21 protein-coding genes are annotated in these 22958 nt (G+C 62.4%); 7 read left to right on the top strand and 14 right to left on the bottom strand.

The window, feature by feature from the left end:
- The first annotated feature begins 9 nt into the window (after positions 1 to 9).
- From AC1DIO_RS23615 to AC1DIO_RS23625, 3 genes are all read left to right on the top strand, one after another.
- Entirely contained in the window at positions 10 to 1230 is a 1221-nt protein-coding gene (locus AC1DIO_RS23615) for a mandelate racemase/muconate lactonizing enzyme family protein (protein ID WP_476854165.1), read from the top strand.
- Between the two features lie 4 nt (positions 1231 to 1234).
- Complete coding sequence (locus AC1DIO_RS23620) at positions 1235 to 2437, top strand: mandelate racemase/muconate lactonizing enzyme family protein (RefSeq protein ID WP_476854166.1); 1203 nt, start codon at positions 1235 to 1237, stop codon at positions 2435 to 2437.
- 299 nt (positions 2438 to 2736) lie between these two features.
- Entirely contained in the window at positions 2737 to 3777 is a 1041-nt protein-coding gene (locus AC1DIO_RS23625) for a lactonase family protein (RefSeq protein WP_476854167.1), read from the top strand.
- A gap of 672 nt (positions 3778 to 4449) precedes the next feature.
- Here AC1DIO_RS23625 and AC1DIO_RS23630 read toward each other — a convergent pair.
- The 5 genes from AC1DIO_RS23630 to AC1DIO_RS23650 form a co-directional block, all read right to left on the bottom strand.
- Positions 4450 to 4638 (bottom strand): hypothetical protein, encoded by a 189-nt coding sequence (locus AC1DIO_RS23630; RefSeq protein ID WP_476769209.1) that lies wholly within the window; start codon positions 4636 to 4638, stop codon positions 4450 to 4452.
- 499 nt (positions 4639 to 5137) lie between these two features.
- Positions 5138 to 5482 (bottom strand): hypothetical protein, encoded by a 345-nt coding sequence (locus AC1DIO_RS23635; RefSeq protein WP_476769208.1) that lies wholly within the window; start codon positions 5480 to 5482, stop codon positions 5138 to 5140.
- A 441-nt stretch (positions 5483 to 5923) separates the two neighbouring features.
- A complete protein-coding gene (locus AC1DIO_RS23640) occupies positions 5924 to 6172 on the bottom strand; it encodes a CBS domain-containing protein (RefSeq protein ID WP_476769207.1) in 249 nt (82 codons plus the stop codon).
- Entirely contained in the window at positions 6169 to 6384 is a 216-nt protein-coding gene (locus AC1DIO_RS23645; RefSeq protein ID WP_476769206.1) for a CBS domain-containing protein, read from the bottom strand. The genes AC1DIO_RS23640 and AC1DIO_RS23645 overlap by 4 nt, the downstream gene beginning before the upstream one ends.
- 296 nt (positions 6385 to 6680) lie before the next feature.
- Positions 6681 to 7907, bottom strand: coding sequence for an MFS transporter (locus AC1DIO_RS23650; RefSeq protein WP_476854168.1), 1227 nt, complete (start codon positions 7905 to 7907; stop codon positions 6681 to 6683).
- 99 nt (positions 7908 to 8006) lie between these two features.
- On the opposite strand from AC1DIO_RS23650, the gene AC1DIO_RS23655 reads away from it, so the two are divergent.
- On the top strand, positions 8007 to 8915 hold the full coding sequence (locus AC1DIO_RS23655) for a LysR family transcriptional regulator (protein ID WP_441509163.1): 909 nt from the start codon (positions 8007 to 8009) through the stop codon (positions 8913 to 8915).
- 1107 nt (positions 8916 to 10022) lie between these two features.
- Here AC1DIO_RS23655 and AC1DIO_RS23660 read toward each other — a convergent pair.
- From AC1DIO_RS23660 to AC1DIO_RS23695, 8 genes are all read right to left on the bottom strand, one after another.
- On the bottom strand, positions 10023 to 10814 hold the full coding sequence (locus AC1DIO_RS23660) for an amino acid ABC transporter ATP-binding protein (protein WP_441508106.1): 792 nt from the start codon (positions 10812 to 10814) through the stop codon (positions 10023 to 10025).
- Positions 10815 to 10896: 82 nt separating this feature from the next.
- Positions 10897 to 11718, bottom strand: a complete 822-nt coding sequence (locus AC1DIO_RS23665; RefSeq protein ID WP_476854169.1) for a transporter substrate-binding domain-containing protein — start codon at positions 11716 to 11718, stop codon at positions 10897 to 10899.
- A gap of 47 nt (positions 11719 to 11765) precedes the next feature.
- The gene (locus AC1DIO_RS23670) at positions 11766 to 12416 is read right to left on the bottom strand and encodes an amino acid ABC transporter permease (RefSeq protein WP_441492613.1); all 651 of its coding nucleotides are present in this window, start codon (positions 12414 to 12416) and stop codon (positions 11766 to 11768) included.
- Between the two features lie 10 nt (positions 12417 to 12426).
- Positions 12427 to 13095 carry an amino acid ABC transporter permease gene (locus tag AC1DIO_RS23675; protein WP_441492612.1) on the bottom strand — a complete coding sequence of 223 codons (669 nt, stop codon included), beginning with the start codon at positions 13093 to 13095 and terminating at the stop codon, positions 12427 to 12429.
- Positions 13096 to 13203: 108 nt separating this feature from the next.
- Positions 13204 to 13965 carry a 3-ketoacyl-ACP reductase gene (locus AC1DIO_RS23680; protein WP_476832976.1) on the bottom strand — a complete coding sequence of 254 codons (762 nt, stop codon included), beginning with the start codon at positions 13963 to 13965 and terminating at the stop codon, positions 13204 to 13206.
- A gap of 1 nt (position 13966) precedes the next feature.
- The gene (locus AC1DIO_RS23685) at positions 13967 to 14740 is read right to left on the bottom strand and encodes an enoyl-CoA hydratase/isomerase family protein (RefSeq protein WP_476854170.1); all 774 of its coding nucleotides are present in this window, start codon (positions 14738 to 14740) and stop codon (positions 13967 to 13969) included.
- Positions 14737 to 16329 carry an acyl CoA:acetate/3-ketoacid CoA transferase gene (locus tag AC1DIO_RS23690; RefSeq protein ID WP_476832977.1) on the bottom strand — a complete coding sequence of 531 codons (1593 nt, stop codon included), beginning with the start codon at positions 16327 to 16329 and terminating at the stop codon, positions 14737 to 14739. The genes AC1DIO_RS23685 and AC1DIO_RS23690 overlap by 4 nt, the downstream gene beginning before the upstream one ends.
- A gap of 24 nt (positions 16330 to 16353) precedes the next feature.
- Complete coding sequence (locus AC1DIO_RS23695) at positions 16354 to 17406, bottom strand: LacI family DNA-binding transcriptional regulator (protein ID WP_441508103.1); 1053 nt, start codon at positions 17404 to 17406, stop codon at positions 16354 to 16356.
- Positions 17407 to 17576: 170 nt separating this feature from the next.
- On the opposite strand from AC1DIO_RS23695, the gene AC1DIO_RS23700 reads away from it, so the two are divergent.
- On the top strand, positions 17577 to 18740 hold the full coding sequence (locus AC1DIO_RS23700; protein WP_476854171.1) for a dihydrodipicolinate synthase family protein: 1164 nt from the start codon (positions 17577 to 17579) through the stop codon (positions 18738 to 18740).
- 15 nt (positions 18741 to 18755) lie between these two features.
- Complete coding sequence (locus AC1DIO_RS23705; RefSeq protein ID WP_476854172.1) at positions 18756 to 19910, top strand: acyl-CoA dehydrogenase family protein; 1155 nt, start codon at positions 18756 to 18758, stop codon at positions 19908 to 19910.
- A 253-nt stretch (positions 19911 to 20163) separates the two neighbouring features.
- Here the strand turns inward: AC1DIO_RS23705 and AC1DIO_RS23710 are convergent, their stop codons facing one another.
- A complete protein-coding gene (locus AC1DIO_RS23710; protein ID WP_476832980.1) occupies positions 20164 to 21372 on the bottom strand; it encodes an extracellular solute-binding protein in 1209 nt (402 codons plus the stop codon).
- A gap of 330 nt (positions 21373 to 21702) precedes the next feature.
- On the opposite strand from AC1DIO_RS23710, the gene AC1DIO_RS23715 reads away from it, so the two are divergent.
- Entirely contained in the window at positions 21703 to 22842 is a 1140-nt protein-coding gene (locus tag AC1DIO_RS23715; RefSeq protein WP_476832981.1) for an AGE family epimerase/isomerase, read from the top strand.
- Positions 22843 to 22958: the final 116 nt, after the last annotated feature.

Genomic DNA, 22958 nt, shown 5'->3' on the forward strand with positions numbered 1-22958 from the left:
ATCAGCCCCATGAAGATCGTCGACATCAAGACCTTCCTGATGCATGCGGGCGCCCCCAGCCTGAAGAACTGGGCCGCGGACGGCTCGTTCGGATCCCAGCAATTCTCGAAGAACCTCACCGGCAGCCGCAACTGGCTCTTCGTCAAGGTCGTCACCGACGAAGGCATCACCGGCATCGGCGAATGCTCCGGCTGGCCGCGCGTCATCAGGACGGCGGTCGAGGACCTGAAAGCGCTGCTCGTCGGCGAGGATCCGACCCATATCGAGCGGCTCTGGCAGAAGATGCAGATCGCGATCATGGGCCACGGCATGACCGGCGTGGTCGGCGCAGGCGCCATGACCGGTATCGACATGGCGTTGTGGGACATCAAGGGCAAGGCGCTGGATACGCCGGTCTGGAACCTACTCGGCGGCAAACTACGCGACAGGATCCGTATCTACGGCCATGCCAACACTCCGGAGGCGGCGTTGTCGCTGAAGCAGCGCGGCGTTACCGCGTTGAAATGCGGCGGCGTCTCCGATCCCGTCAGGAAGGTCGCGGCGCTGCGTGAGGCGGTCGGCGCGGAGATGGACATCGCCATCGACCTGCATGGCCCACCATGGCTGACACCGGCCGATGCGACGCAGGTGTGCCGGGCGCTTGAGCCCTACAAGATGATGTGGGTCGAGGACCCGATCGCGCCCGATAATCTCGACGGCTACGCCCGCATACGCAACCATTCCTCGGTGACGCTGGCGGCCGGTGAGCGGATGGCGACCATCTTCGGTGAACGCGAGCTGATCGAGCGCGACCTGATCGACGTGGTCCAGCCGGACACCGGCCGAGCCGGCGGGATAACCCAGATGAAGAAGATCGCGGCAATGGCAGAGGCGCATCACATCATGCTTGCGCCACATTCCGGCTCGCTCGGGCCGGTCGCGGAATATGCTGCCCTGCATCTCCTCGCAAGCTGCCCGAATGGCCTCATCCTCGAGCGCATCGAGGATGACTGGGACGGCCGCGCCAAGACGGTGATCCCGCACCCAGTCTCGCGCGACGGCTATCTCGACGTCCCCGACCGCCCCGGTCTCGGTGTCGAGATCGACGAGGATTTCGTCGCGCAATGGCCCAGCGAGATGAATGTCTCGATCCCCGTGACGGAGGGGGCCGGCTCCTATGCCGAGGGAACTTTCCGCGAGCATGTCTACGTGCAGTCGCGCTGGAAGCGCGGCGTCTATTTCAAGGACTGAGCCTATGAAGATCGAGCGCTTGCGGGCTTATATGTCGCGCGACAAGGATCGTCCCCGTGTAGTTGTCGCCATCGACACCGATGACGGATTGACCGGCTGGGGCGAGTGCTACAATCACGGGCCTGACCGGGCGCTATTGCCTCTGCTCGACTACCTGTTCGAGTTTATCCGCGGGCAAGACCCGCGACGGATCGAGTACCTGATCCTCTACCTGCTCCAGCAGAGCCGCTTTCCGCCAGGCGCACTCGGGCTGGCGGCGATATCGGCCATCGACCATTGCCTTTGGGACATCTCGGCCAAGGCTCTTGGCGTGCCGGTCTACATGCTGCTTGGCGGCAATGTGCGCGACAAGGTGCGTGTCTATGCCGGTGTCTACACCGCCCCAGACCCGGCCATTGCGCGCGACGAACTCAACGCGCTGAACGAGCAGTGGGGGCTGACGGCGTTCAAGCTCAGTCCCTATCGGATCGACATGCACGCGCATCGCTGGGGCGAGGTCGTGCGAACCAGCGCCGAGTATTTTCGCAATCTGCGCGAGACCGTGCGTTCGGACTATGAGATCGCCTTTGACGCTCATGCCAAGATCTTCGAAGTCGGGCAGGCGATGCAGCTCGGTAACGCGCTTGCCCCCTACGATCCGCTCTTCTTTGAGGAACCGCTCCGGCCCGAAAACTTCGAAGCCTGGGGCGAGCTGAAGCGCGGCCTCGCCTGCACGCTGGCGACGGGCGAGTCTTTGTACAGCCGTTTCGAGTTCCTGCGGCTGCTCTCGGTCAAGGGCTGCGACATCATCCAACCCGATATTTGCGTCGTTGGCGGTCTGCTGGAGATGCGCAAGATCGCCGCGATTGCCGAGGCACACTACGTGACCATCGCGCCCCACAACCCGATGGGGCCGCTGGCCACCGCCGTGAACCTGCATTTCTCGGCTGCGCAGCMCAATTTCCGGATTCTGGAATACCGGCTGCCGCACGGCCCCAACTATGCCTTTGGCGACGGCAGCGGCGACGCCATTGCCCAGCCCGATCGCTCGCAGGGGGCCTGGTACGTCAAGGACCCCTATCTGCCAAGGGATGGCTATCTGCAATTGCGGCCCGATCGCCCGGGCTGGGGGGTCGAGATGGACATGAATGTCCTGGCCAAGGAGGACTACGTTCATTGGGAGCGGAAGGTCCCGTGCCGCCCGGATGGCTCGACGGCTTATGCCTAATGGCAATGTCGGATTCCGGCAGCTATCTCGGCGAATACGCCGTCCCCCGCCGGCATCTAGTCGGGCTCGGCGATGTCCATGCCTATAAGAGGATGGTCTTTGCCGAGCACGGCGCCATTCGCGGCCGTGGCGCAGGCGCTGGCCGCTCCTGCGAGGCCTCGCAGCTAGACGTCCCCTGCTCTAAGTTGATCAAGGTCGGATCTGCCTCGGGCTGGGATGCCCTGAGGGTTAGAGCAGCCCCATAATCATCAAGTAAGTCCTGATTTGGTCGGGCCTCCGGGAAGCAATAGGAGCCGTGCATGTCGCCTCATCATGCCAGAGAACAGGCCGATCTCGCCGTTTATATTGGCAATGGATTGGCCGGTGCTATCAGTGTGCTGCGGCTCTCTGGCAAAAGCGGTACGCTGAGCCCGATCCAGCGCATGCCCTTCCCAGGCGTGACGGAACCCGGCCGCTCGCTGCCGTTAGCACTGTCGCCGGGTCGAGAGTTCCTCTACGCCGCCATGCGTGGGGCGCCACGCGGCGTCGCAACCTTCCGAATCGACCGGGCCACCGGTGCGCTGTCTGAACTTGGCTTTGCCGCGATGGCGGAGAGCGTCGCCTATATTCGCACCGATCTCAGCGGACGCTTCCTGTTCGGCGCTTCCTATGACGGAAATGTCGTCACGGTAAGTCCGATCGCGACCGACGGCGTCGCGCAGCCGGTAGCGCAGCGTATTCCAACTGCGCCGAACGCCCATGGCATCATGGGCGACCGATCCGACCGGCATGTTTTGGCGACAAGTCTGGGCGGCGACGTGGTCTACAGCTTCGATTTCGACCAGGTTGCCGGGACGCTGGCGCAACCACGGACGACCGCCCTACCGAAAGGCACCGGGCCGCGCCATTTCATCTTCGGTCCCGCCGGCAAGACCGTGTACCTACTTGGCGAGCTCGATGCTTCGGTCACGGTCTTCGACTACGATCCGGAACACGGCGCACTCAACACCAAGCAGGTCGTCAACATGCTGCCTGTCGGCTTCAGAGCAAAGCCCTGGGGCGCTGATATCCAGATTACGCCGGACGGCCGCTTTCTCTATGCCTCTGAGCGGAACAGCTCGATATTGGCGAGCTTCGCGGTCGAGGTAGATGGCAAATTGCGATTGTTGCAGCACATCCCTACCGAGACGCAGCCGCGCGGCTTCGGCATCGACCCCACCGGGCGCTACCTGGTGGCATTAGGACAGTCGACCAACCACGCTACAGTTTATGTGATCGACGAGAGCGGCGGGCTCAGTGTTACCGACCGAGCCATGGTGGGGAACAGCCCGGATTGGGTAGAGATGGTCGAGTTGGGTTGAGGTCAGCCAGGAGAAAAGGCGGGGTCATCGCTAGGACGCGAGCGCGGGGCCTTCTCAAAATCCCTCATGTCATACTCTGCGATTGCGTCCGTAAGGACAAGGAGCTCTCGCTCTCCGTCGCCGCCCGGCTCATAGCGAAGCAGCGCCGCGGCCCGCTTTACTGCAAGGCTGCGATCCTCGTCATTCGTGATCTCGAAACCTTTCTCACCTTGYAAAGCTGCCCCTCCTGCACGAACTCGCGATCTGAAACCCAGACCAACTTGCGAATCAGACTTCACGATCACCATGGATTGCGGTGGCTTTCGGGCAGCGCGATTTACGCGATCGGCCGGCAACTCGTCGTCATACGAACCAAGCCATCATCCGACGTAACTGAGCCTGAAAGGCTTTATTCCTGGCCCGAACGGCTGGCCGCCGGACAGCATAACGCCGCGCTCGCCTAGCTGTGCCTCGAGCCCCTACTCGAGTCTGGCGATGAATTCGTCGGCGACCGCTTCGCGAGCCGCTTGTTCGATCTCTGGGCCCGATGCCTCGGGCCTGCCAAAGGCAATGTTCTCCCGCGCCGACGAACTCTTCGTCCGCCTCCGTGCAAGCGCCGATTTCTCCTGAAGACTTCGGTCAGACGGCATTTTTCGGCTTCGGCGGCCTATTCGCCCCAGCGCAAGGAACGCCTTATTCCATCGCCTCGCGCTGTTTCAGCAGCTGGTTCAGCAGCTCTTGTTGATGGTTGATCCTGTTCGCGATTGCTTCTTCCGCAGCAGATCCAGTGGTTGCGGTGGCTCGTTCCATCAGATCGGCTATATTTCTTCGGACGACCGCAATCTGGTTATCAAGATTCTGCTTGGACACATTATCAGGCATTGGCTCATTCMTCAGTGCGTATCTAGCGCCGATTACCAGAGGTGATGCAGCAAAAACGTTTCGGGCTATACTCAACAAGTCATTCGGTCAACTTGCCCGAATTAGCGGATACAATCTGATATAGAATGCGATATCGCGCCAAATATTTGCTGATTTCTGCCGACGGAACTGAACGTCCTGCATCCGGGCAGCGAGCAACCTATGCGATCATCGTGCGAATGATGCCAGCTACCGGCGCCCGTGATTTGCGTAAGCAAGGTCTCGCCGCGGAAGCAGCTGAGCAAGCGGTCGAAGCATAGGAAAACCATAGCCGCTATGCTGCGGATCGCCAGGATCTCGACCTATAGTGCGCAGATAACGCGGACGGCAGGCCCCCGGGGCGGCGTAGGTGCAGTGGGCCGCGACCAGCGACGCCGCGATGCTGCATGGTGATTGACCTAGACTGCGCCAGCCGCTCGCCTACCAGTGCAAGCACGGGTTCTGTAGATGGCACGGGCGCTCAGTCGTCGGCGTCGTGCCCGTGTTCGTGACGGTGGGCGTAGCGCTCGGCCGGGTCTTCCTCGTCCTCGTCCGGGATGTCGTCTTTGTTCAATAGCCGCTCAAGCCAGAGCAGCGCGGCGGCCTTGGCCTCCTCGACGCTGTCCTCGGCGCAGACCGCCCGACGGTTTTCCTGATCGGTGCCGATAAAGCTCCCCGCGGAAAACCGGCTCGGCCTGATTACAAACCAAGCCTTGTCCGGCTGATCATTCGGGTCGGTGTGCCAAAGGCTGACGCCATCGACGCTGGTCTCGTACCAGGCCACCTTCTTCGGAGTCTCCGGCATATTCCCGTTCCAATGGGCCATGGTCGGATGTCCTCAAGTCGAGAGGTAGATGACAATGCCGGATTCCTTCGGAATTGCCCCACTGGTCATGCCATCGCCCAGCGACCCATGGCGATTGGCGGTTCAAGGCGCGACGCTAGTCAACGACAATAGTCGTCGTCGTCTTCCTCGTCGTCATCCAACTTGTGGTCGCCGTCCCGTGCAGTGAAGTCAGCCTCAAGTGCCGCTTCCGCGCATGCTGTTTATCGGCGCAGTAAACAACTCCTCGCACATATCGGGCGTCACGAGCATTAACAGAAGCAGCATCGTGAGCGCGCCGACAGGCCGTTCCGGGCTGTGTCGACGATCGGCAGAGTCGGATGCCGCCCCCCATCATCAGGATGAGCGCAGGCGCCAATTCGCCTTCGCGCGAGAAAGCCCGCTTGCGCGATCTCGCGCTGCTCACCCTGACTGTCGTCGCGATCAGGCCCCATGGAAGCTAGTGGGCCAAGGCGCCGAGGCGTGACGCGATGCGTCGCGTGCAACAAGCTGCGATACCTCAGCGAACAGGTCCATCGGCGCTCTCAGCGCCAAATCCGACAGGGAGAGGATACCGATCATCCGTTTCTCTCTGTTCATCACCGGAACATGATGGATTTGCTCCTCCGCCATGCGGCGCGTCGCATCCCTGACGTCATCGTCCTCGAAGCACCAGGTGATGCCCGCCGTCATGACCTTTCTCGCCTTTGTAGTGTTGGGATCGGCCCCTTCGGCGCAGCCACGGCAGGAAGGTCTCTGTCCGTGATCATTCCGATAAGGCGATCATTTTCTCCCACCGGAAGGCACCCGATTTTCGCGTCGCGCATCTTGCGCGCGACCTCGGTCAGCGAGATGTCCGGAGAGATCCATTCTGCATGTGCGGTCATAGCGTCACGAACGAGCATGATAACCTCCTGCTCTGCGCGGCTTCGAGTCTGAGGCATGTCGCTCTCTGAAGGGATTGCCTGGTGGTCTCCACGCTGCGCCGGAATGCGCTGCGCCAGCCGAGCGCGCTATTCAGAAAACTGCCTTGGGCGCCGAAAGCAGCGTGGTCCGGGAAAGGACTCTGGCGAAGGCCTGCCCCCAGGGAGTGGCATGCTCGTGGATGATAACGGATCATCAGGGGGCGAGCCAGCATAGTGTGCGGTGACCAGGCAATTCGGCGCAGCCAGGGCCGACAGCAGGGCCAGCGGACCAGTCCTTACTCCGGGCCGCCGATCCAGTCGACCAGCAGAGCTGCGAGGCCGAATGCAGCGCCGGCGGAGCAGACAGCTGGCCAGCCATTCCAGGCCCAAGCGATGCCGGCCAGCAACGATCCGGTGGCGCCACCGATGAAGAAAATGCCCACGAACAGCCCATTTAAGCGTCCGCGCGCCTTGGGCTGTAGTAGGTTGATGGCGCGGCGGCCGAGCGTTTGGTCGCCGATTACGCCGATGTCGAGCAGCACGGCGCTGACGACCATTAGCCCCAACGGAACCCATCCGGTTGCGGTCGCGGCTGCGGCGGAGCCTGCCCACGCCGACAGCGCCATCGCGCCGATCAGCACGAGGTGGCAGGCGAGAGTGGCGGAGCGCGTCAAACCACGATCTCCAGCGCGGCCGAACAGCGGCGTGACTGCAGCACCTCCGGCGCCCGCCAACGCAAACAGCGCAATGCCGCGCTGGCCGAGGTCGAAGGGCGACTGTGCAAGGCGCAATGCCACCGCCGTCCAGAACAAGCTGAACGCCGCCATTACCAGCGCCGCTGTCAGGGCGCGCCGTCGAAGCATCGGTTCGTCGCGCAAAAGGCCGAGCAGCGAGGCGATCAGCGCGCCATAGGATGTTCTCGCTACCGGGAGCCGTCGCGGCAAGCTGAAAGCGAGGACGCAGGCGAGCAGAATCAGAGAAGCCGCGCTGAGGCCATAGAAGGCTCGCCAGCCCCAAGCATCGGCGACCAGGCTGGCCAGCGGACGCGCCAGCAGGATGCCGACCATCAACCCGCTCATGACGTCGCCGATAACGCGACCATCCTGTCCAGGTGGGGCCATGGATGCGGCGATCGGCACAAGGATCTGAATCGCGGAACAGGCGGCGCCCAGGACGAACAGCACTATCAGCAGCGCGCTTGCCGTAGGTGCGAGTGTGGCAATACCAGCGGCCATTGCTGCCGCGATCAACATACGCAGGATTAGGGCGCGATTCTCGGCGAGATCGGCGAGCGGCACGAGGAAGAATAGGCCGGCGGCATAGCCAAGCAGGGTGGCCATGGCKACGAGGCCGAAGCCTGCGGCATCGGCGCCGAACGATGACCCGATTAGGCCAACTAATGTCTGCGGCGCGAACAGATTGGTGACGATGATGCCGACAGCGGTGGCAAATAGCACAGTCTGCGGGCCGGTAATTGTGGCGGCCGGCAAATGCGTCATTTGTCCGTCTTTCGTTCCTCGCATGGTCGATCCTCAACATTCCGCATATCGTTTTTTGCTTTTATGCGAAACCGTCACCATGCTACAATTCAATAAATTCGATAATGATTATGCKGGTCTATTATGAACATTCATGACCTCGAAGCCTTTATCGCCGTGGTGGAAACCGGTTCGATCGTCGGTGCGTCAGCGAGACTTAATCTTACCCAGCCGGGTGTAACCCGCCGCATCCAGAACCTTGAGGACGCGCTGGCAACGGCGTTGCTCGACCGCCAGTCGAAGCCGCTGAAGCCGACAGCCTCCGGCCGTGAAGCCTATGAACATGGCCGGCGCGTGCTACGTTCGCTTGAGGATTTGAAGGCCGGCGTGTCGCCAGAGGGCGAGGTCAGGGGCGAGTTCCGGCTGGGCATTATGCCCTATCTCTCCGATGCCGCGCTGGCGATGCCGCTCGATGGCCTGCGCGCCGCGTTCCCGCAACTGACTTTACGCATCACCTCCGGCTGGTCGCCAAGGCTGGTCGAGCAGGTGGCGCGCAGCGAGCTCGACGCAGTGGCGGTGTGTCTCGCGGAGGGTTTGGCGCCGCCGCAGGAACTGATCTGCGACGATCTCGGCGCGCAAACAGTGCTGCTGGTTGCGTCATCCGACCTTGGTGTACCGCGGGAAGCCGACCTTGCCACGCTGTCGCAATTTCCCTGGGTGATGAACGAAAATGGCTGTGGCTTTCGTGCCTATATCCGCCAGAGCTTCGAGGCGGCGCGGCTGCCTTTCCAAGTTGGGGTGGAGGCTCTCAGTGTCGATCTCAGAATGTCGCTGGTGGCGCGCGGCCACGGCATCGGCATAGTCACCCCGGCCGCCTTCGCCGACGGCCGCTGGCGCGAGGGAGTTGAGGTCATCGACTGCCCAAACTTCAAGCCGCAAGTGCGCGCTTGGTTGCTGCACCGCCCCCCGGCAGGCAGGCTCGCGCGGCCGATTGAAGTGTTCCGCAATGCCTTGATCGAAGGGCTTCAGCTTCCGATGCCGCTGTTATCGTAACACGGTGCTCAGAGCAGTGCTTCACGAGGCCTTATCAGTCCCCGATTGGCGCCTTGTGATCGAAGCCGTATAAGTATACTTGCCGGCTCCAAACTTCAGTTTATTTTCCATCGCGGCTCTATCGATGCGGTCATTTCCGCTTGGCAGTGGGTTTGATTCGCGAGATCATTGCTCCGCGGCTTATGTTGCTTTGGGTCTGGGGAAACGAGCGTCATGCCATGCTTTATGCCCTTATCGGGCTTACGGCCCTGTTTGTCGTGGCTGTCTTCGCACACGCGGGGGGACAAGAGCCCGCTTCAACGCCGGCTTTACGATCAGCGGCACCGCAGCACCGAGCACGCGTTTAGACGGAGGAGCCGTATTTGACATAATTAGTGCCAGTTGTCGGCTCGCGCTGGTGGACGTCCTAGGCAACGATAGGCGGCTGTTCCTTCGGCCAAAGCCGCCAGATATTCGTAAGATGAGTTGACGATCTTCGTCTCAAACGCGCGAACCCTCGACTCGGGGATCTCAGAGCGGACGGATCATGGTCCCCGATAGCGATCCAGGATGGACACTGAACCTTCGACCGATTGTCACCCAAACAATTGGTGCCCGTATCATCGGTTCCGATCACGCCGCGGCATCAGTAGTTCACCTAGCCTCGCTCCCCCGCCAAAAATTCTTGGGAGGCGAGCGATGTCGGAAAGGCTCTCCACCTTGCCTCAAATGAACGGTTTCACGGGCGAACTGGTCGAGCCATTGACCAGCAAGGCGGTGTTCCAGTCTAGCTTGGCACACCGATATGCACGGCGCGCTCGAACCAAGAAGATCCTGCGCTCGCTGAGCGATGAGCAACTCCGGGACGATGCGCCGCTGCCCCGGCGGGACGGTCCGGGACATGTGAGCACCGTGTTGTGGCCGGAGCTGACGGGTAGTCGAACTGGAACGCCAAGAGACTACAAGTGCAAGCGCGCTGTCGACGGATAATCATCGCCCACTTAAAGCGCGGGCCAGCCCAATCTAGCAATTGGGGCTCCAGCACGTTCCCCATTAGTTGCCTCCCCCTCAAGCACCGAGCCTCTCCCGAGGTGAAGCTGCCAGGCGAGAGATCGCCCTCAGCGGAAGTCAGTGCTGATTAGAATGAAGAATCTGGCCGAGAAATTGTCGCGTGCGTTCATTTCGAGGTGTTGAGAAAAATTCTGCAGGCGGCGCGACCTCGACGATCTCGCCTGCATCCATGAAGATTATCCGGTCAGCAACCTTGCGGGCGAAACCCATCTCATGAGTGACGCAGATCATGGTCATGCCGCTTTCGGCGAGTTCTACCATGACGTCGAGGACCTCGCTGACCATCTCCGGATCGAGCGCCGAAGTAGGCTCGTCGAACAACATGATCCTCGGGTTCATGCATAACGACCGCGCGATTGCAACGCGTTGTTGCTGGCCACCCGAGAGCTGGATCGGGTATTTCGCGGCCTGCTCGGGGATATGGACGCGCTCCAAGATGATGCGAGCGTTCGCCTCGGCCTCCGGCCTCCTGATCCCGCGCACCTTCATTGGCGCTAGCGTGCAATTTTCCAACACCGTCAGATGCCCGAACAGGTTGAAGCTCTGGAACACCATGCCGATCTCGCGGCGGATGTTCTCGATGCCGCGCAGATGCGCGTGTACGCTCGTGCCATCAATGATAATCTCGCCGCTCTGGTGTTCCTCGAGCTGGTTGAGACAGCGGATCAGGGTCGACTTGCCAGAGCCCGAGGGTCCACAAATGACGATGCGCTCGCCGCGGTTGACCGTCAGGTCGATGTTCCGCAGAACCTGGAAGTCGCCATAGAATTTGTCGACCTTGCGCATCTCGATCATAACGTCGCCCGCGGTGCGGGACGCGCCGGTCTTCTCTGTTGCGGGCATCGTCATGAGCTTCATCTCGTTTTGACCAGAGAATTTGGCGCGCCCGACCCGAGACCGGACGCGCCATGTCACGCGTTTGGGCAGGTTCTCAGAATGTCGGCATCGGCGGAAGCTTGTTCAACGGAATGCCGAACCAGCGCTGGTTGATGGCGCTGAGTTCGCCGTTCTTCTCGATATCGGCGATGAATTTGTTGGCGAACTCGGCGAGCGCAGTGTMGGCCTTGCGAAAGGCCATGCCATTGGCCTGCTCGCGCAGGGTCAGCTTCGGCTCCATGTTGAGCTGTGGATAGTCCTTGTTGAGTTGCGCGAGGATGGTGTTACTCGCGCCCATGGCCTGGACCTGACCCGAGATCAGGGCCTGCAGCGCCGTGGCATCGTCGTCGAAGCGCTTGAGTGGCGTGCCCTGCGGCGCGATCGCGCTGATGGCCGTGTCCTGCGTCGAGGCGCGCGCGACACTGATCGTCACCGGCTTCAGGTCCTCCGGGGTCTTGATGTTCAGGCTCTTGGGACCCAGCACGTAAATGGTGAGTGTGCTGTAGGGATTGGAGAATAGCACCTGCTTTGAGCGCTCGGCGGTGATGCCGAACGTGGCAATCAGCACGTCAATTTTGTTGGTCAGCAGATAGGGTATGCGGTTTGGCCCGGTGACCGGGACGAGTTCGAGCTGCACGCCAAGCGCCTTGGCCATCAGCTTGGCGACGTCGGCGTCGTATCCGGCCGGCTGCTGCTGGGCGTCGGTGCCGCCGAAAGGCGGATAGTCGGTCAGTACGCCAACCAGCAGCTTGCCGCGCGCCTTGATCTCCTCGGGCGTGGCTGCGCTCGCCGGGGCGGCGCCGAGAGTTGCGGCGGCGACGCCGGCGAGAAGCAGCGCGCCGAGGCTGCGGCGCAGGATGGACTTGAACAGTGACATGGGACGTTTCTCCTCGGGTGGACTTGGTAGGCCTTGCGTCGCCGCGCTTAGCGCGCGGCGACCAGGAGCTTTTGCTCCATTCGCTTGCTGTAGGCCGATAGCGGCCGGCAGATCAGGTAGTAGATCAACGCGACGAGCGCGAAGATGGTAAAGGGCCGGAAGGTGGCGTTGTTAATCACCTGCGCCGCCCGCGTCAGTTCGACGAAGCCGATGATCGAGGCGAGCGAAGTGCCCTTAATCAGCTGAACGAGGAAGCCAATCGTTGGCGGAATGGAGATTCTGACCGCTTGTGGCACGACGACCAGCGCCATCTTCGGCCAGTAGCGCAGACCGAGCGAGGTCGCCGCCTCCCATTGCCCGCGCGGCACGACCTCAATAGCGCCGCGCCAAATCTCGCCCAGGAAGGCGCTGGCATGCAGCGACAAGCCGATCGCGGCTGCGGTCCAGGGATCGACTGACCAGCCAAACAGACCGGGCACGAAGAACGCGAGGAAGAGCTGCATCAACAGCGGCGTGCCCTGGAAGACCTTGATATAGCCGTTCGCGACCAGCCTGAGCCATTTGAACTCACTAGTTCGAGCGAGCGCGACAAGGGCGCCGCCAATCGCGCCGCCGACAAAGGCAACGACCGAGAGCAGCAGCGTCCAGCGCACCGCGGCGATGATGTAGAGGATCTCGTTAGGTCCGAGTGTGCGCATCGTCTGAAACCTACCGGGTTGGCTTGCGCAGGAGGGTGCGCTCGATTCCGGCGAAGGCGCTCCAGAAGAACAGCGACAGGCCGAAATAGATGCAGGTCACAACGAAATAGACCTCGAAGCTGCGGAAGGTGCGCGACTGGATATCGCCCGCGACCGCCGTGAGCTCGCTCGCCGCGATCGCGGAGCAGACGCTCGAATTTAGCATCAGCAGGATGAACTGGCTGGTCAGCGAGGGATAGACCGCCTGGATCGCCGGCTTGAGGACGATGTAGCGAAAGATTTGCAGCGGCCGCATGCCGAGCGACTTGCCGGCCTCGACCTGGCCCTTGTGAATGCTCTCGATGCCAGCGCGGATAATCTCGATGCCGTAGGCGCCGACATTGACGACGAGCGCGATGAGCGCCGCCTCGTTCGATGAGAGTTTGATGCCGAGCGTAGGCAGACCGAAATAGATCATGAAGATCTGAATCAGGAACGGCGTATTCCGGATCAGCTCGATATATTCGTCGATGAGCCAGCGTAGCCATCGCGGACCCGAAGTCTTGCCGAGCGCCCCCGCGACCGAAACGACCATGCCGATCGCCATTGCAAGTGCCGAGAGCACGAGCGTGTTGATCAGTCCCTGCAGTAACTCTGGCCACGCCGCGAAGACGTCGGCGAAATCGAATTCATAGCTCATGCAAAACACCCGATGCGGCGGGTGACCAAGCGTCCAGCCATCCGTCTCCTCCTATGCCCTCACCGGCCGGTTCGATATCGGCTCTTTGTCTTACAACCATTGCGCCAATTACAGACGCGGGATCATCAATCCACCATCAGCATTGATCACTGTGCCCGTCGCGTAGGCGAAATTGCCGCTCGCCAGACCGACCACGCAACGCGCCACGTCCTCGCCCTCGCCCCAGCGCCCGGCTGGTATCATGCCGTCCGCGATACGGGCATCGTATTTGGCCGCGACCTTCGCGGTCATGTCGGTGCGGATCACGCCCGGTCGGACCTCGAAGACCGGGATGCCTTCGGGCGCGAGCCTGACCGCGAGCGCCTTCGCCCACATCGAGAGACCGAGCTTCGAGACGCAATATTGCGCCCGGTCGATCGAAACCAGCTCCGTGCTGGCCGACGTGATGAAGACGATCACCGGCCGCTCTGCCTTTTCCGCGAGCATCGCCTTGGCGACTTCCTGGCTCAGGAAGGCGGCGCCGCGCAGGTTGACATCCATGACGACGTCGAAGCTTTCCGGCGTAATCTCCAGCATGTCACCGCGAACCGGCGCGCCGATCCCGGCATTCGAGACAAAGAGATCGAGCCGGCCGAAAGCCCGCTTCACATCCGCGTTTAGGGCAGCATGGCTTTCGACTGCGGCGACGTCATGCTTGAAGAACCGCGCCGCGGCGCCGGCCTCCTCGAAGAGCTTCAGCGCCACGGCGACCGCCTCGTCCTCGACAACGTCGGTGAAGGCGATGTCATGGCCTACCCTGGCGAGCGCGACACCGATCGCGCAGCCGATGCCGCGCCTTGCGCCGGTAATTAGTGCGACGGGGCGGGTCATCTTATTCCCCTCGGTAGAGCGGTGTGCGCTTTTCCTGGAAGGCGGCGACACCTTCCCTGACGTCATCAGTATAGGAGACGAGCGAGCTCGCCAGCGTCTCCATGATCGCTGCCCGGTCCTCGTCTTCCGCGGCGTTGATCAACTGCTTGACGATGATGTTCGCGACCGGACCACGGGCGGCGACGCGCTCGGCCATCGCTGTCGCGGCCGCGAGCGCCCCACCCTTCTCCACGACCTGATCGACGATGCCGAGAGCAAGCGCTGTCTCGGCGGTGACGACCTCGCCCGTCAGGGCAAGGCGACGCGCGACACGCCCGCCCAGGCGCTTGACCAGGCGTTGGGTGCCTGACCAGCCCGGAATCATACCGAGGCCGCTCTCGGGCAGGCCAATCTTGGCCTGAGCTTCACAGATTCGGATATCAGCGGTAACGGCGAGCTCCAGCCCGCCGCCGAGCGCGTGGCCGTTCATGGCGGCGATAACCGGCGGTTTCATCCGCGCGAGCTTGTCGAAGACACGGTGGCCAGAACGCACCCAGCCCTGCCCCATCTCCAGTGCCGAAAGCTCGCCCCAGGCGACAATGTCGCCGCCGGCGCAGAAGGCCTTGCCTTCACCCGTAAGGATCACCGCGCGCACCGTTCGATTGGCATCGATCCTATCGGCKAAGCTGCCGAGCAGCCCAACCATGACGTCGTCGAGCGCATTGAGCTTTTCTGGCCTGGCGAGCGTGATCGTCGCGATGCCGGAGGCGATGTCGAGGCGGACGGAGTCGCTCATGCTGCCCTCATTGGAACTTCAAGGCCGATCAACGCCTCGTCGAACAAGGCCGCATCCATCAGCTTTGGCGGCCGCGGCACCAGAAGCGGAAACTCGCCCTGGGCGAGGATGTCACGCTCCAGATCCACGCCGGGCGCGATCTCCGTGATGACGATCCCCTCCGGCGTCAGCCTCATCACACAGCGTTCCGTGATGTAGGTCACCTCCTGCCCCTGTGCGACTGCGCGCGGCCCTGAGAAGGAGATGTGTTCGACGGCCTCGACGAGCTTCTTCACCCTCCCCTCCTTCTCGATAACCAGCTTGCCATCGGCGATCGCGAGCTTGGCCGCGGCGCTAAAATAGCCGGAGAAGACGATGCGCTTGGCCCGGGCGGTAATGTCGATGAAGCCGCCTGCGCCGGCCGTGACATGCGGCCTGACCCCGAGCTTGGAGACGTTGACACAGCCCTGCCGGTCGATCTGCAGGAAGGAGAGCAGCGACATGTCGAAGCCCGCCCCCTGGAAGTAGGTGAACTGGTAGGGCGACGGCACGATCGCCTCCGCATTGGAAGCGCAGCCAAACTGGAACTCGAGCAACGGCACGCCGCCGACGGCGCCCTGCTCGATCACCCAAGTCACCGCGCCGTGCTGCCCCTCCTCGATCAGGATGCGCGGGACGTTTGCTGAGATGCCGAAGCCGATATTGACCGCATCGCCGTGGCGCAGTTCCTGCGCCACGCGCCGCGCGATGACCTTGGCGACGTCGAAGGCCGGCGTCTCGAAGCTCGACAGGGGCCGCGACACCTCGCCCGAGATCGCCGGATCATAGGCCGTCTGCGTCGTCTGCATCTGCTCGGGCGCGACAACGATTGCGTCGACCAAAATGCCGGGCACGAAGACGGCTTGCGTCTTAAGGCTGCCGGCGGCGACCACGCGCTTCACTTGTGCAATGACAATGCCGCCATTGTTGCGAACCGCCAGCGCTTGATCGAGCGGGCCGAGCAGGCCTCCCTCATGCTCGTAGGAGAGGTTGCCGCGTTCGTCGGCGGTCGTGGCGCGGATGATCGCGACCTGAGGTACGATGCTCCGGAAATAAAGCCAGTCGTCGCCATCGAAATCGACGCGGCTGACGATCGGCTCAGCCGCGGCGCGCGCATTCATGGCACAGCCCTGATGCCTGGGATCGACGAAAGTGTCCATGCCGATCTTGGTCAGCACGCCCGGCCGCTTGGCGGCGGCCTCGCGATGCATGTCGAACAGTATGCCGCTCGGGATGTTGTAGGCCGGTATCTGGTCGCCTGTGACCATCTTCCAGATTTCCGGTGGCTCGGCCGAGGACGGGCCGGACGGATAGGAGCCACCCATAATCCGCGCCAGTAGGCCCGACTTCGCCAGATGGTCGATGCCCTTGATGCCCCACATGTCGCCGGCTGCGATCGGATGCAGGGTCGTGAGATTGCGCGGATGGCCGCAGGCGTCGAAGCGTCGGCCGATTGCCGCCAGCACGGCGTCGGGACAACCCAGACCGGACGACGAGGAGACAGTGACAATCGCCTCGTCCGGGATTAGGGCCGCGGCTTCGTCAGCGGAGAGAATGCGAGGAAAGGCCATGGTTTTGTCTCTGGATGTGAATTGTCAGCCGGCGGCGGCCAGTGCGCGCTGATAGGCGCCACAGGATTCTCGGATGACGAGGTTGGCGGGGCCTATGTAGCTCTCCGATTCCGCGGCTGAATCGGCGATCTGCTTCAGCAGCAGCGCGGCGGCGCGCTCGCCGAGCCCGACGGGATCAACAGCGACGGTGGTCAGTGCTGGCGAGACATGACGCGCCTCGCTGGTGTCGTCGAAACCGACGATCGCGATGTCGCGCCCGACAACGAGACCGTGCCGCGCCGCGGCGAGCATCGCGCCGATTGCGACGACATCGTTGTAGCAGACCACCGCTGTAGGCCGATCATTTAGCGATAGTACAGCGCTCATTGCACCGAAGCCCCCGTCGCGTGTCGGCATACTTTCAAGGTTGAGGGTTGGATCAACTTTGCGGCCGGCCGCCTCCATAGCCGCGAGAAAGCCGCCGTGCCGCTCCTGTCGGACGACCATCGAATGCATGCCGCCGAGATAGGCGATGCGCTCATGGTCAAGATTGATGAGATGGCGGGTGATCCGGCTGGCCCCGGCGACGTTTTCCGGCACGACGTGGCTTACCTCGGCGCCCGGAAGGCGCCGGATCGCCACCACGAGCGCAGTATCGGCTGCTTTGACCCAATCGAGATGCTCAGACCGCGTGTCCAGCGCCGGACAAAGGATGATGCCGCCAGCACCATGCTCGCGCATCATCCGCATCACCTGGTCCTGACGCACCACGCTTTCGGCTGTGTTGGCCATGAAGGCGACATAACCTGCCATCTGCAGGACCTTTTCGACGCCAATCGCAAATTCGGCGAAGAATGGGTTCGAGAGGTCGTTGAGGACCAGGCCCACGATGCGGGATTGCGCATTTCGGAGGTTGGCAGCGCCGCGGTTGTAGACATAGCCCAGCTGGTCCATCGTCTGCAGAACCTGCTGCCGAGTCTCGCGCTTGACGGTGCCGCGCCCGGTCAGGACGAGCGAGACCGTCGATTTCGAGACGCCGGCGGCGTCCGCGATCTCGATGATCGTCACCTTTCGCTTGCCGCTTTTCGACTTCGGCATCGTTTCATCCCTGAACCGTCTGCGTCACTTCTTATTATGGAACGTTCCATTATCATACTTGCGCGAGTGAGGCAATCACCCTCTTTCAAATGATTTTATGCACCTATATAAGGTTATTGAGGCGTTCATGAAATGGAACGTTCCACTAAACTGCACTTCCGGAGGAAGCGATGGCTGAAATTTCCCTGCCCCGTGCGGACGGCAGCAGCGAGCGCTACCCGTTGGCGGCACCCTCCCCTTATCCCCGCACCGCTTCCGCAAACGGGGTTCGCACCGTCTATGCGGCAGCCCATGTCGTGGCCGACCCGCTGAAGCTGCAGGAGCCCTGGCGCGTCGCGGCGGTGGACTGGGACGCCACTCTGGCTTTCCGCCACCATCTTTGGGGCCTCGGCTTCAAGGTTGCGGAGGCGATGGACACATCCCAGCGCGGCATGGGGCTGGATTGGCCGAATGCGGCTGAGCTGATCACCTGCGTTCTCGCTGAAGCCAAGGCGACGCCCGGCGCCGATCTCGCCTGCGGCGCCGGCACCGACCAACTGGATCCGCACGCGGCGCGCAGCCTCGACGACGTGTTACGCGCCTATGAGGAACAGATCGGCCATGTCGAGAAGCACGGTGGCAAGATCATCCTGATGGCGAGCCGCGCGCTCTGCCGCGTCGCGAAAAGCCCAGACGATTACCACGCGGTCTACAGCCGTCTGATCGGCCAGTGCCGCGGCAAGGTGATCCTGCACTGGCTCGGCGAGATGTTCGACCCCGCGCTCGAAGGCTACTGGGGCAGCCGCGACTTCCGGCAATCCATGGAGACGGTGCTAACCTTGATCCGCGAGCACGCGGCCAAGATCGACGGCATCAAGGTCTCGCTGCTCGACGCCGGCAAGGAGATCGAGATGCGGCGCCTCCTGCCCGAAGGCGTCGTCATGTATACGGGCGACGACTTCAATTATGCCGAACTGATCGCCGGCGATGAGCAGGGCTTCTCGCACGGGCTGCTTGGCATCTTCGATCCGATTGCGCCGGCTGCGGCAGCCGCCTTCGCCAGGTTGGAAGCTGGTGACAAAGCCGGCTTCCACGCTATCCTCGACCCGACAGTCGCGCTCTCTCGCCGGCTCTTCGAGGCCCCGACACAGCACTACAAATGCGGGGTGGTTTTCCTCGCCTGGCTGAATGGCTTCCAGAAACATTTTCGGATGGTCGGCGGCGCCGAATCCGCCCGTGGCATCCTGCACTATGCGGATCTCTTCCGCCTCGCCGACCAGTCCGGGCTCTTCGTCGAGCCGGAGCTTGCCGCACGCCGCATGGAGCATCTGTGCGCCCTTAACGGCGTCGCCTGAGGAAAGGGCCGTACCATGCACGCTCCATTGCTTGACACCGAGACCTACGACCAAATTCGCGAAACCGCCCGGCGCTTCGCGGAAGATGTCGTCAGGCCCGCCGCTGCCGATCTCGACCGTGACGAAACCTTTCCGGCCGAGATCTACCGCCTGATGGGCGAGATCGGCCTGTTCGGTATCACCGTGTCGGAAGAGCATGGCGGCTCCGGCCTCGACACGTTCGCCTATGCAATAGTGATGGAGGAGTTGTCGCGCGGTTATGCCTCGATCGCTGACCAGTGCGGCGTCGTCGAGCTGATCGGCACTCTGCTCACCCGCTACGGCACGCCCGAGCAGTTGAAGCTCCTGCCGGACATCATTTCCGCGAAGACCCGCATCGCTTACTGCTTGACCGAGGCGGAGGCCGGGTCCGACCTCTCCAATGTCCGCACCACCGCACGCGAGACCGCCGCCGGCTACGTCATCGATGGCGACAAGCTATGGATCCACAACGCGCCGGTCGCAGATCTCGGCTTCGTCCTAGCCTCGACCGACCCTGCCGCGGGCCATCGCGGCATGAGCATCTTCTTGGTCGATCTCCATGCATCGGGTGTCTCGCGCGGGCCGAAGGAGCACAAGATGGGCCAGCGTGCCAGCCAGGTCGGCGCACTCAACTTCGACGGCGTCGTGGTGCCGCGCGAGGCGCTGCTCGGCCCGACAGGGCGCGGCTTCCACATCATGATGAGTGTACTGGAGAAGGGCCGCGTCGGCATCGCTGCGCTCGCGACCGGCATTGCGCAGGCCGGGCTGGAAGCGGCTCTGGGCTACGCGCGAGACCGCCGTCAGTTCGGCAAGCCGATCCTCGACAATCAGGGACTGCAATGGATGCTGGCGGACATGGCCAAAGACATAGCCGCCGCCCGTGCCCTGACAGAGAGAGCCGCATTGCTGATCGACCACGCCAGACCCGCGACCGCTGCCGCGTCAATCGCGAAGTGCTTTGCAAGCGATATGGCAGTGGCGCAGACCGCCAATGCCGTCCAGATTTTCGGGGGCGCCGGGTATATCCGCGGGTTTGAAGTTGAGCGGCTCTATCGCGACGCCAAAATTACCCAGATATACGAAGGTACTAACCAGATTCAACGAACTATTATCGCCAAGGAACTCATTAAGAACGGGGTCGCGGCTTAACTCCTTGCCAACGACTTGCCGAGCTCACTTGGCATGATTGGCTGCAAATCCGCGGCCCCGAACAGAAATAGCATCTCAAGCCGGCGGCCGGTTACTCCGCTCCTGACAGCGGGAGCCGGGTAGCTGACCTTCGGCGACGCAATTACGGTCGGCGGACGACCCCAGGTCGCAGTGCTCTGGGTTAGGCCGCAAGCAGCAAGCAGAACGGCGGGCCTGGTGGCGCGGAGGAAGGGCGCGCCACCGTCCTCCCTGCCTATTTCGTCCGTTTGGCGCCGATTTCCTCGTCCCAACGCCGAAACGCTAGGACCATCTTGTCCGGCGTCAGCGGCACCTCGATCGGGTTGTTGGCGATCAGGTCGGCGTATTCGGGGCGCCCGAATTCCTCGATCGCCTTCTGGCTCTCTGGCGGCGCCATCGAGAGCGGCACATCCTTCACGGCCGGCCCCGGATAGAAGTAGCCTTCATCATAGGTGAACGCCTGCTGCTGCGGCGTCAGTGCGAAGCTGATCAGGTCGAGCAAGACGGCGAGCTTCTCGCTCGAGACGCCTTTCGGGATGTACATATACTGGGCATCCGAGACCCAATGGAAGCCCTTGAGCGCCTGGATCTTCGCTTCCTTCGGCACGATACCGAGGACGCGCGGGTTGATGTCCCATCCGGTGGTGGAGATGATAATGTCGCGCGAGCCGTCGCCGAACTCTTTCATGGTCGCGGCAGTGCCCGTCGGATAGTACTCAATGCCGTTGCCGAGCTCCTTCAGATAGGCCCAGGTCTTGTCCCAGCCATTGGCCGGATCCTTCGGGTCCTTGTCGCCGAGCAGATAGGGCAGGCCCATGATAAAGGTGCGGCCCGGGCCGGAATTGGCCGGTCGAGCATAGAGAAAACGGTTCGGGTTCTGCTTGGTGTAGGCAAGCAGTTCGTCTGCCGTGGTCGGCACGGCCTTGACGCGTGCCGGCATGTACTCAAGCAGCGGACCGGAGGGATAGTAGACCATGCACATGCCCTGGCCGGAACCGAGGTTGTGCATGTCGAGCGCCGGCTTCATCAGAACTTTGGCTGGGTCGGGGAGTGAGGCGGCATGCTCGGGCAGCAACGTCACCCAGAGTTTCTGCTCAATACCCGCGGCGAGTGCGTCGAGGCCGCCGATGACAAGGTCGATATCGACGCGATTGGCCTCCTGCATCGCCTTGATCTTGCCGGGCAGTTCCGGCGCCGGTGCTTTGACGAAGGTCATGCGCGAGACGAGGTTGGGCTTGGCCGCGCGATAGTTCTCCAGCGGCTTCTGTAGCAGGGCGAGGGCGCCGCCGACATCGATGATGTTCAGCGCCACCGGCGACTTCGGCAGCGGCAGGCCCTGCGCAAACGCGCCCGTGGCACCGGTAGCGCCGAGCGTCAGCGAAGCCACGCTACCCTCGACAAATTGTCGGCGCGATGGGCCGGTTTTGTTGGTCTGGTCTGTCATTGGTTCCCCTCCCTGGGATTGCCACAACTTCACTCGATCAACTCGAGTGTAGGTTCCCGCACCACGAGACCGGGCACGAAGATTAGATTCCTTGGACCGGGGCTTAAGCCCTCACTTCTGGCAACAATACCTGCTGAAGCGGTGGGCCGCATCAGGTCGATGATGTCGGATTGGCCTGTCTTGAACTGGCGCGACAACGGAGCTGCGAATAGGGAAGTCTCTGATCGCTTGCTCCCCCTGTGTTGCGTCGCTAAGGCCATCAAAGGCGCTGGTAGAACGTTACACCATACCGGTTGGCAGACAATCTGGATTTAAAGGTGGGGCAAACATATGGTCGGGGTATCGGCAGAAGAGCTTTCGGCTTGGCTTACTGGGAGCCTACTGCCGGCTTGGCTCGCGCGGGCCTATGATCCGAAGCGCCGAGGCTATGCCGAATGGGTTCAGCCTAATGGAAGTATCATTGAAAGTGAGCGGCGCACGACGCTGGTTACGGCGCGAACGCTATACGTCTTCAGCCATGCCCATCTTCTCGGCGTACCCGGGGCGCTCGAAGCGGCGCGCCATGGCCTGTCCTTCCTTCTTAGTGCCTGCCGGGACAGCGATGGCCGGTTCATACATGCCTGCACGACCCAAGGTGAGATCATTGACGGCAAATCCGATTTGTACGATCTCGCCTTCGTCATCTTCGCGCTCGCATGGTGCGCGCGTGCAATCGGAGAATCCGAACCGCTCGACCAAGGGGAAGCGGTGATGCGATTTATCGAGACGGCCCTCGTCTCACCTTCCGGCGGCTTTCGCGAGGATACGCTCGGGACCCTCCCGCGCCGCCAAAACCCGCATATGCACCTGCTCGAAGCCTGCCACGCCATGGCGCAATCGTCCGGCGAAAAGCGCTGGCTTGAGCGCGCCGAGAGGATCGTGCGCCTGATGCAACGGCGCTTCGCCGCGGACGGAACGCTCGGCGAGTTCTTCGACAACGAGTGGAAGCCCTTTGCCGGCGAGCAGGGTCGGATTCGCGAGCCCGGTCATCATTTCGAATGGACCTGGCTGCTCTATCACCACGAGCGCCTGACCGGTTCGGGCACTGCCCGGATGAGCGCACGGCAACTCTTCGCCTTCGGTGAGATGTTCGGCGCTGAAGCCGCCGGCAAGCCGGTGATCAACGAGGTCGATCAAAAAGGCGCGGTGCTCAACGGCGGGGCCCTGCTCTGGCCGCAGACTGAGTATCTCAAGGCGCTGGCGGCACGGCTCGAATTCGAGGACGACAACGAGGCGACAAATCGGCTCAACGACCATTTGCGCCTGATGTTCGAACGCTTCGTCGACGCGGATACCGGACTGTGGAGCAACCAGATCGATCGCCAAGGCTGGAGGGTGGCCGAGCCGATCCCGGTACGGGTACTCTACCATTTGGTGCTCGCAGTTGCAGATGTCTGCAGGGTGAAGCAGTCGCACAGTGCGAAATCGTGACCACGCGCACTATGTGTCCACCGATGAGAGCCAGCCGGCCCGGGACCGGCACTAAGCCGAGTTTAAGAGTGTTGTATTCGCCGACGGCCCGCAAGCCGAAGAGTAGGCCAAATACA

It is taken from the genome of Allobosea sp. 05T439 (assembly GCF_056396005.1).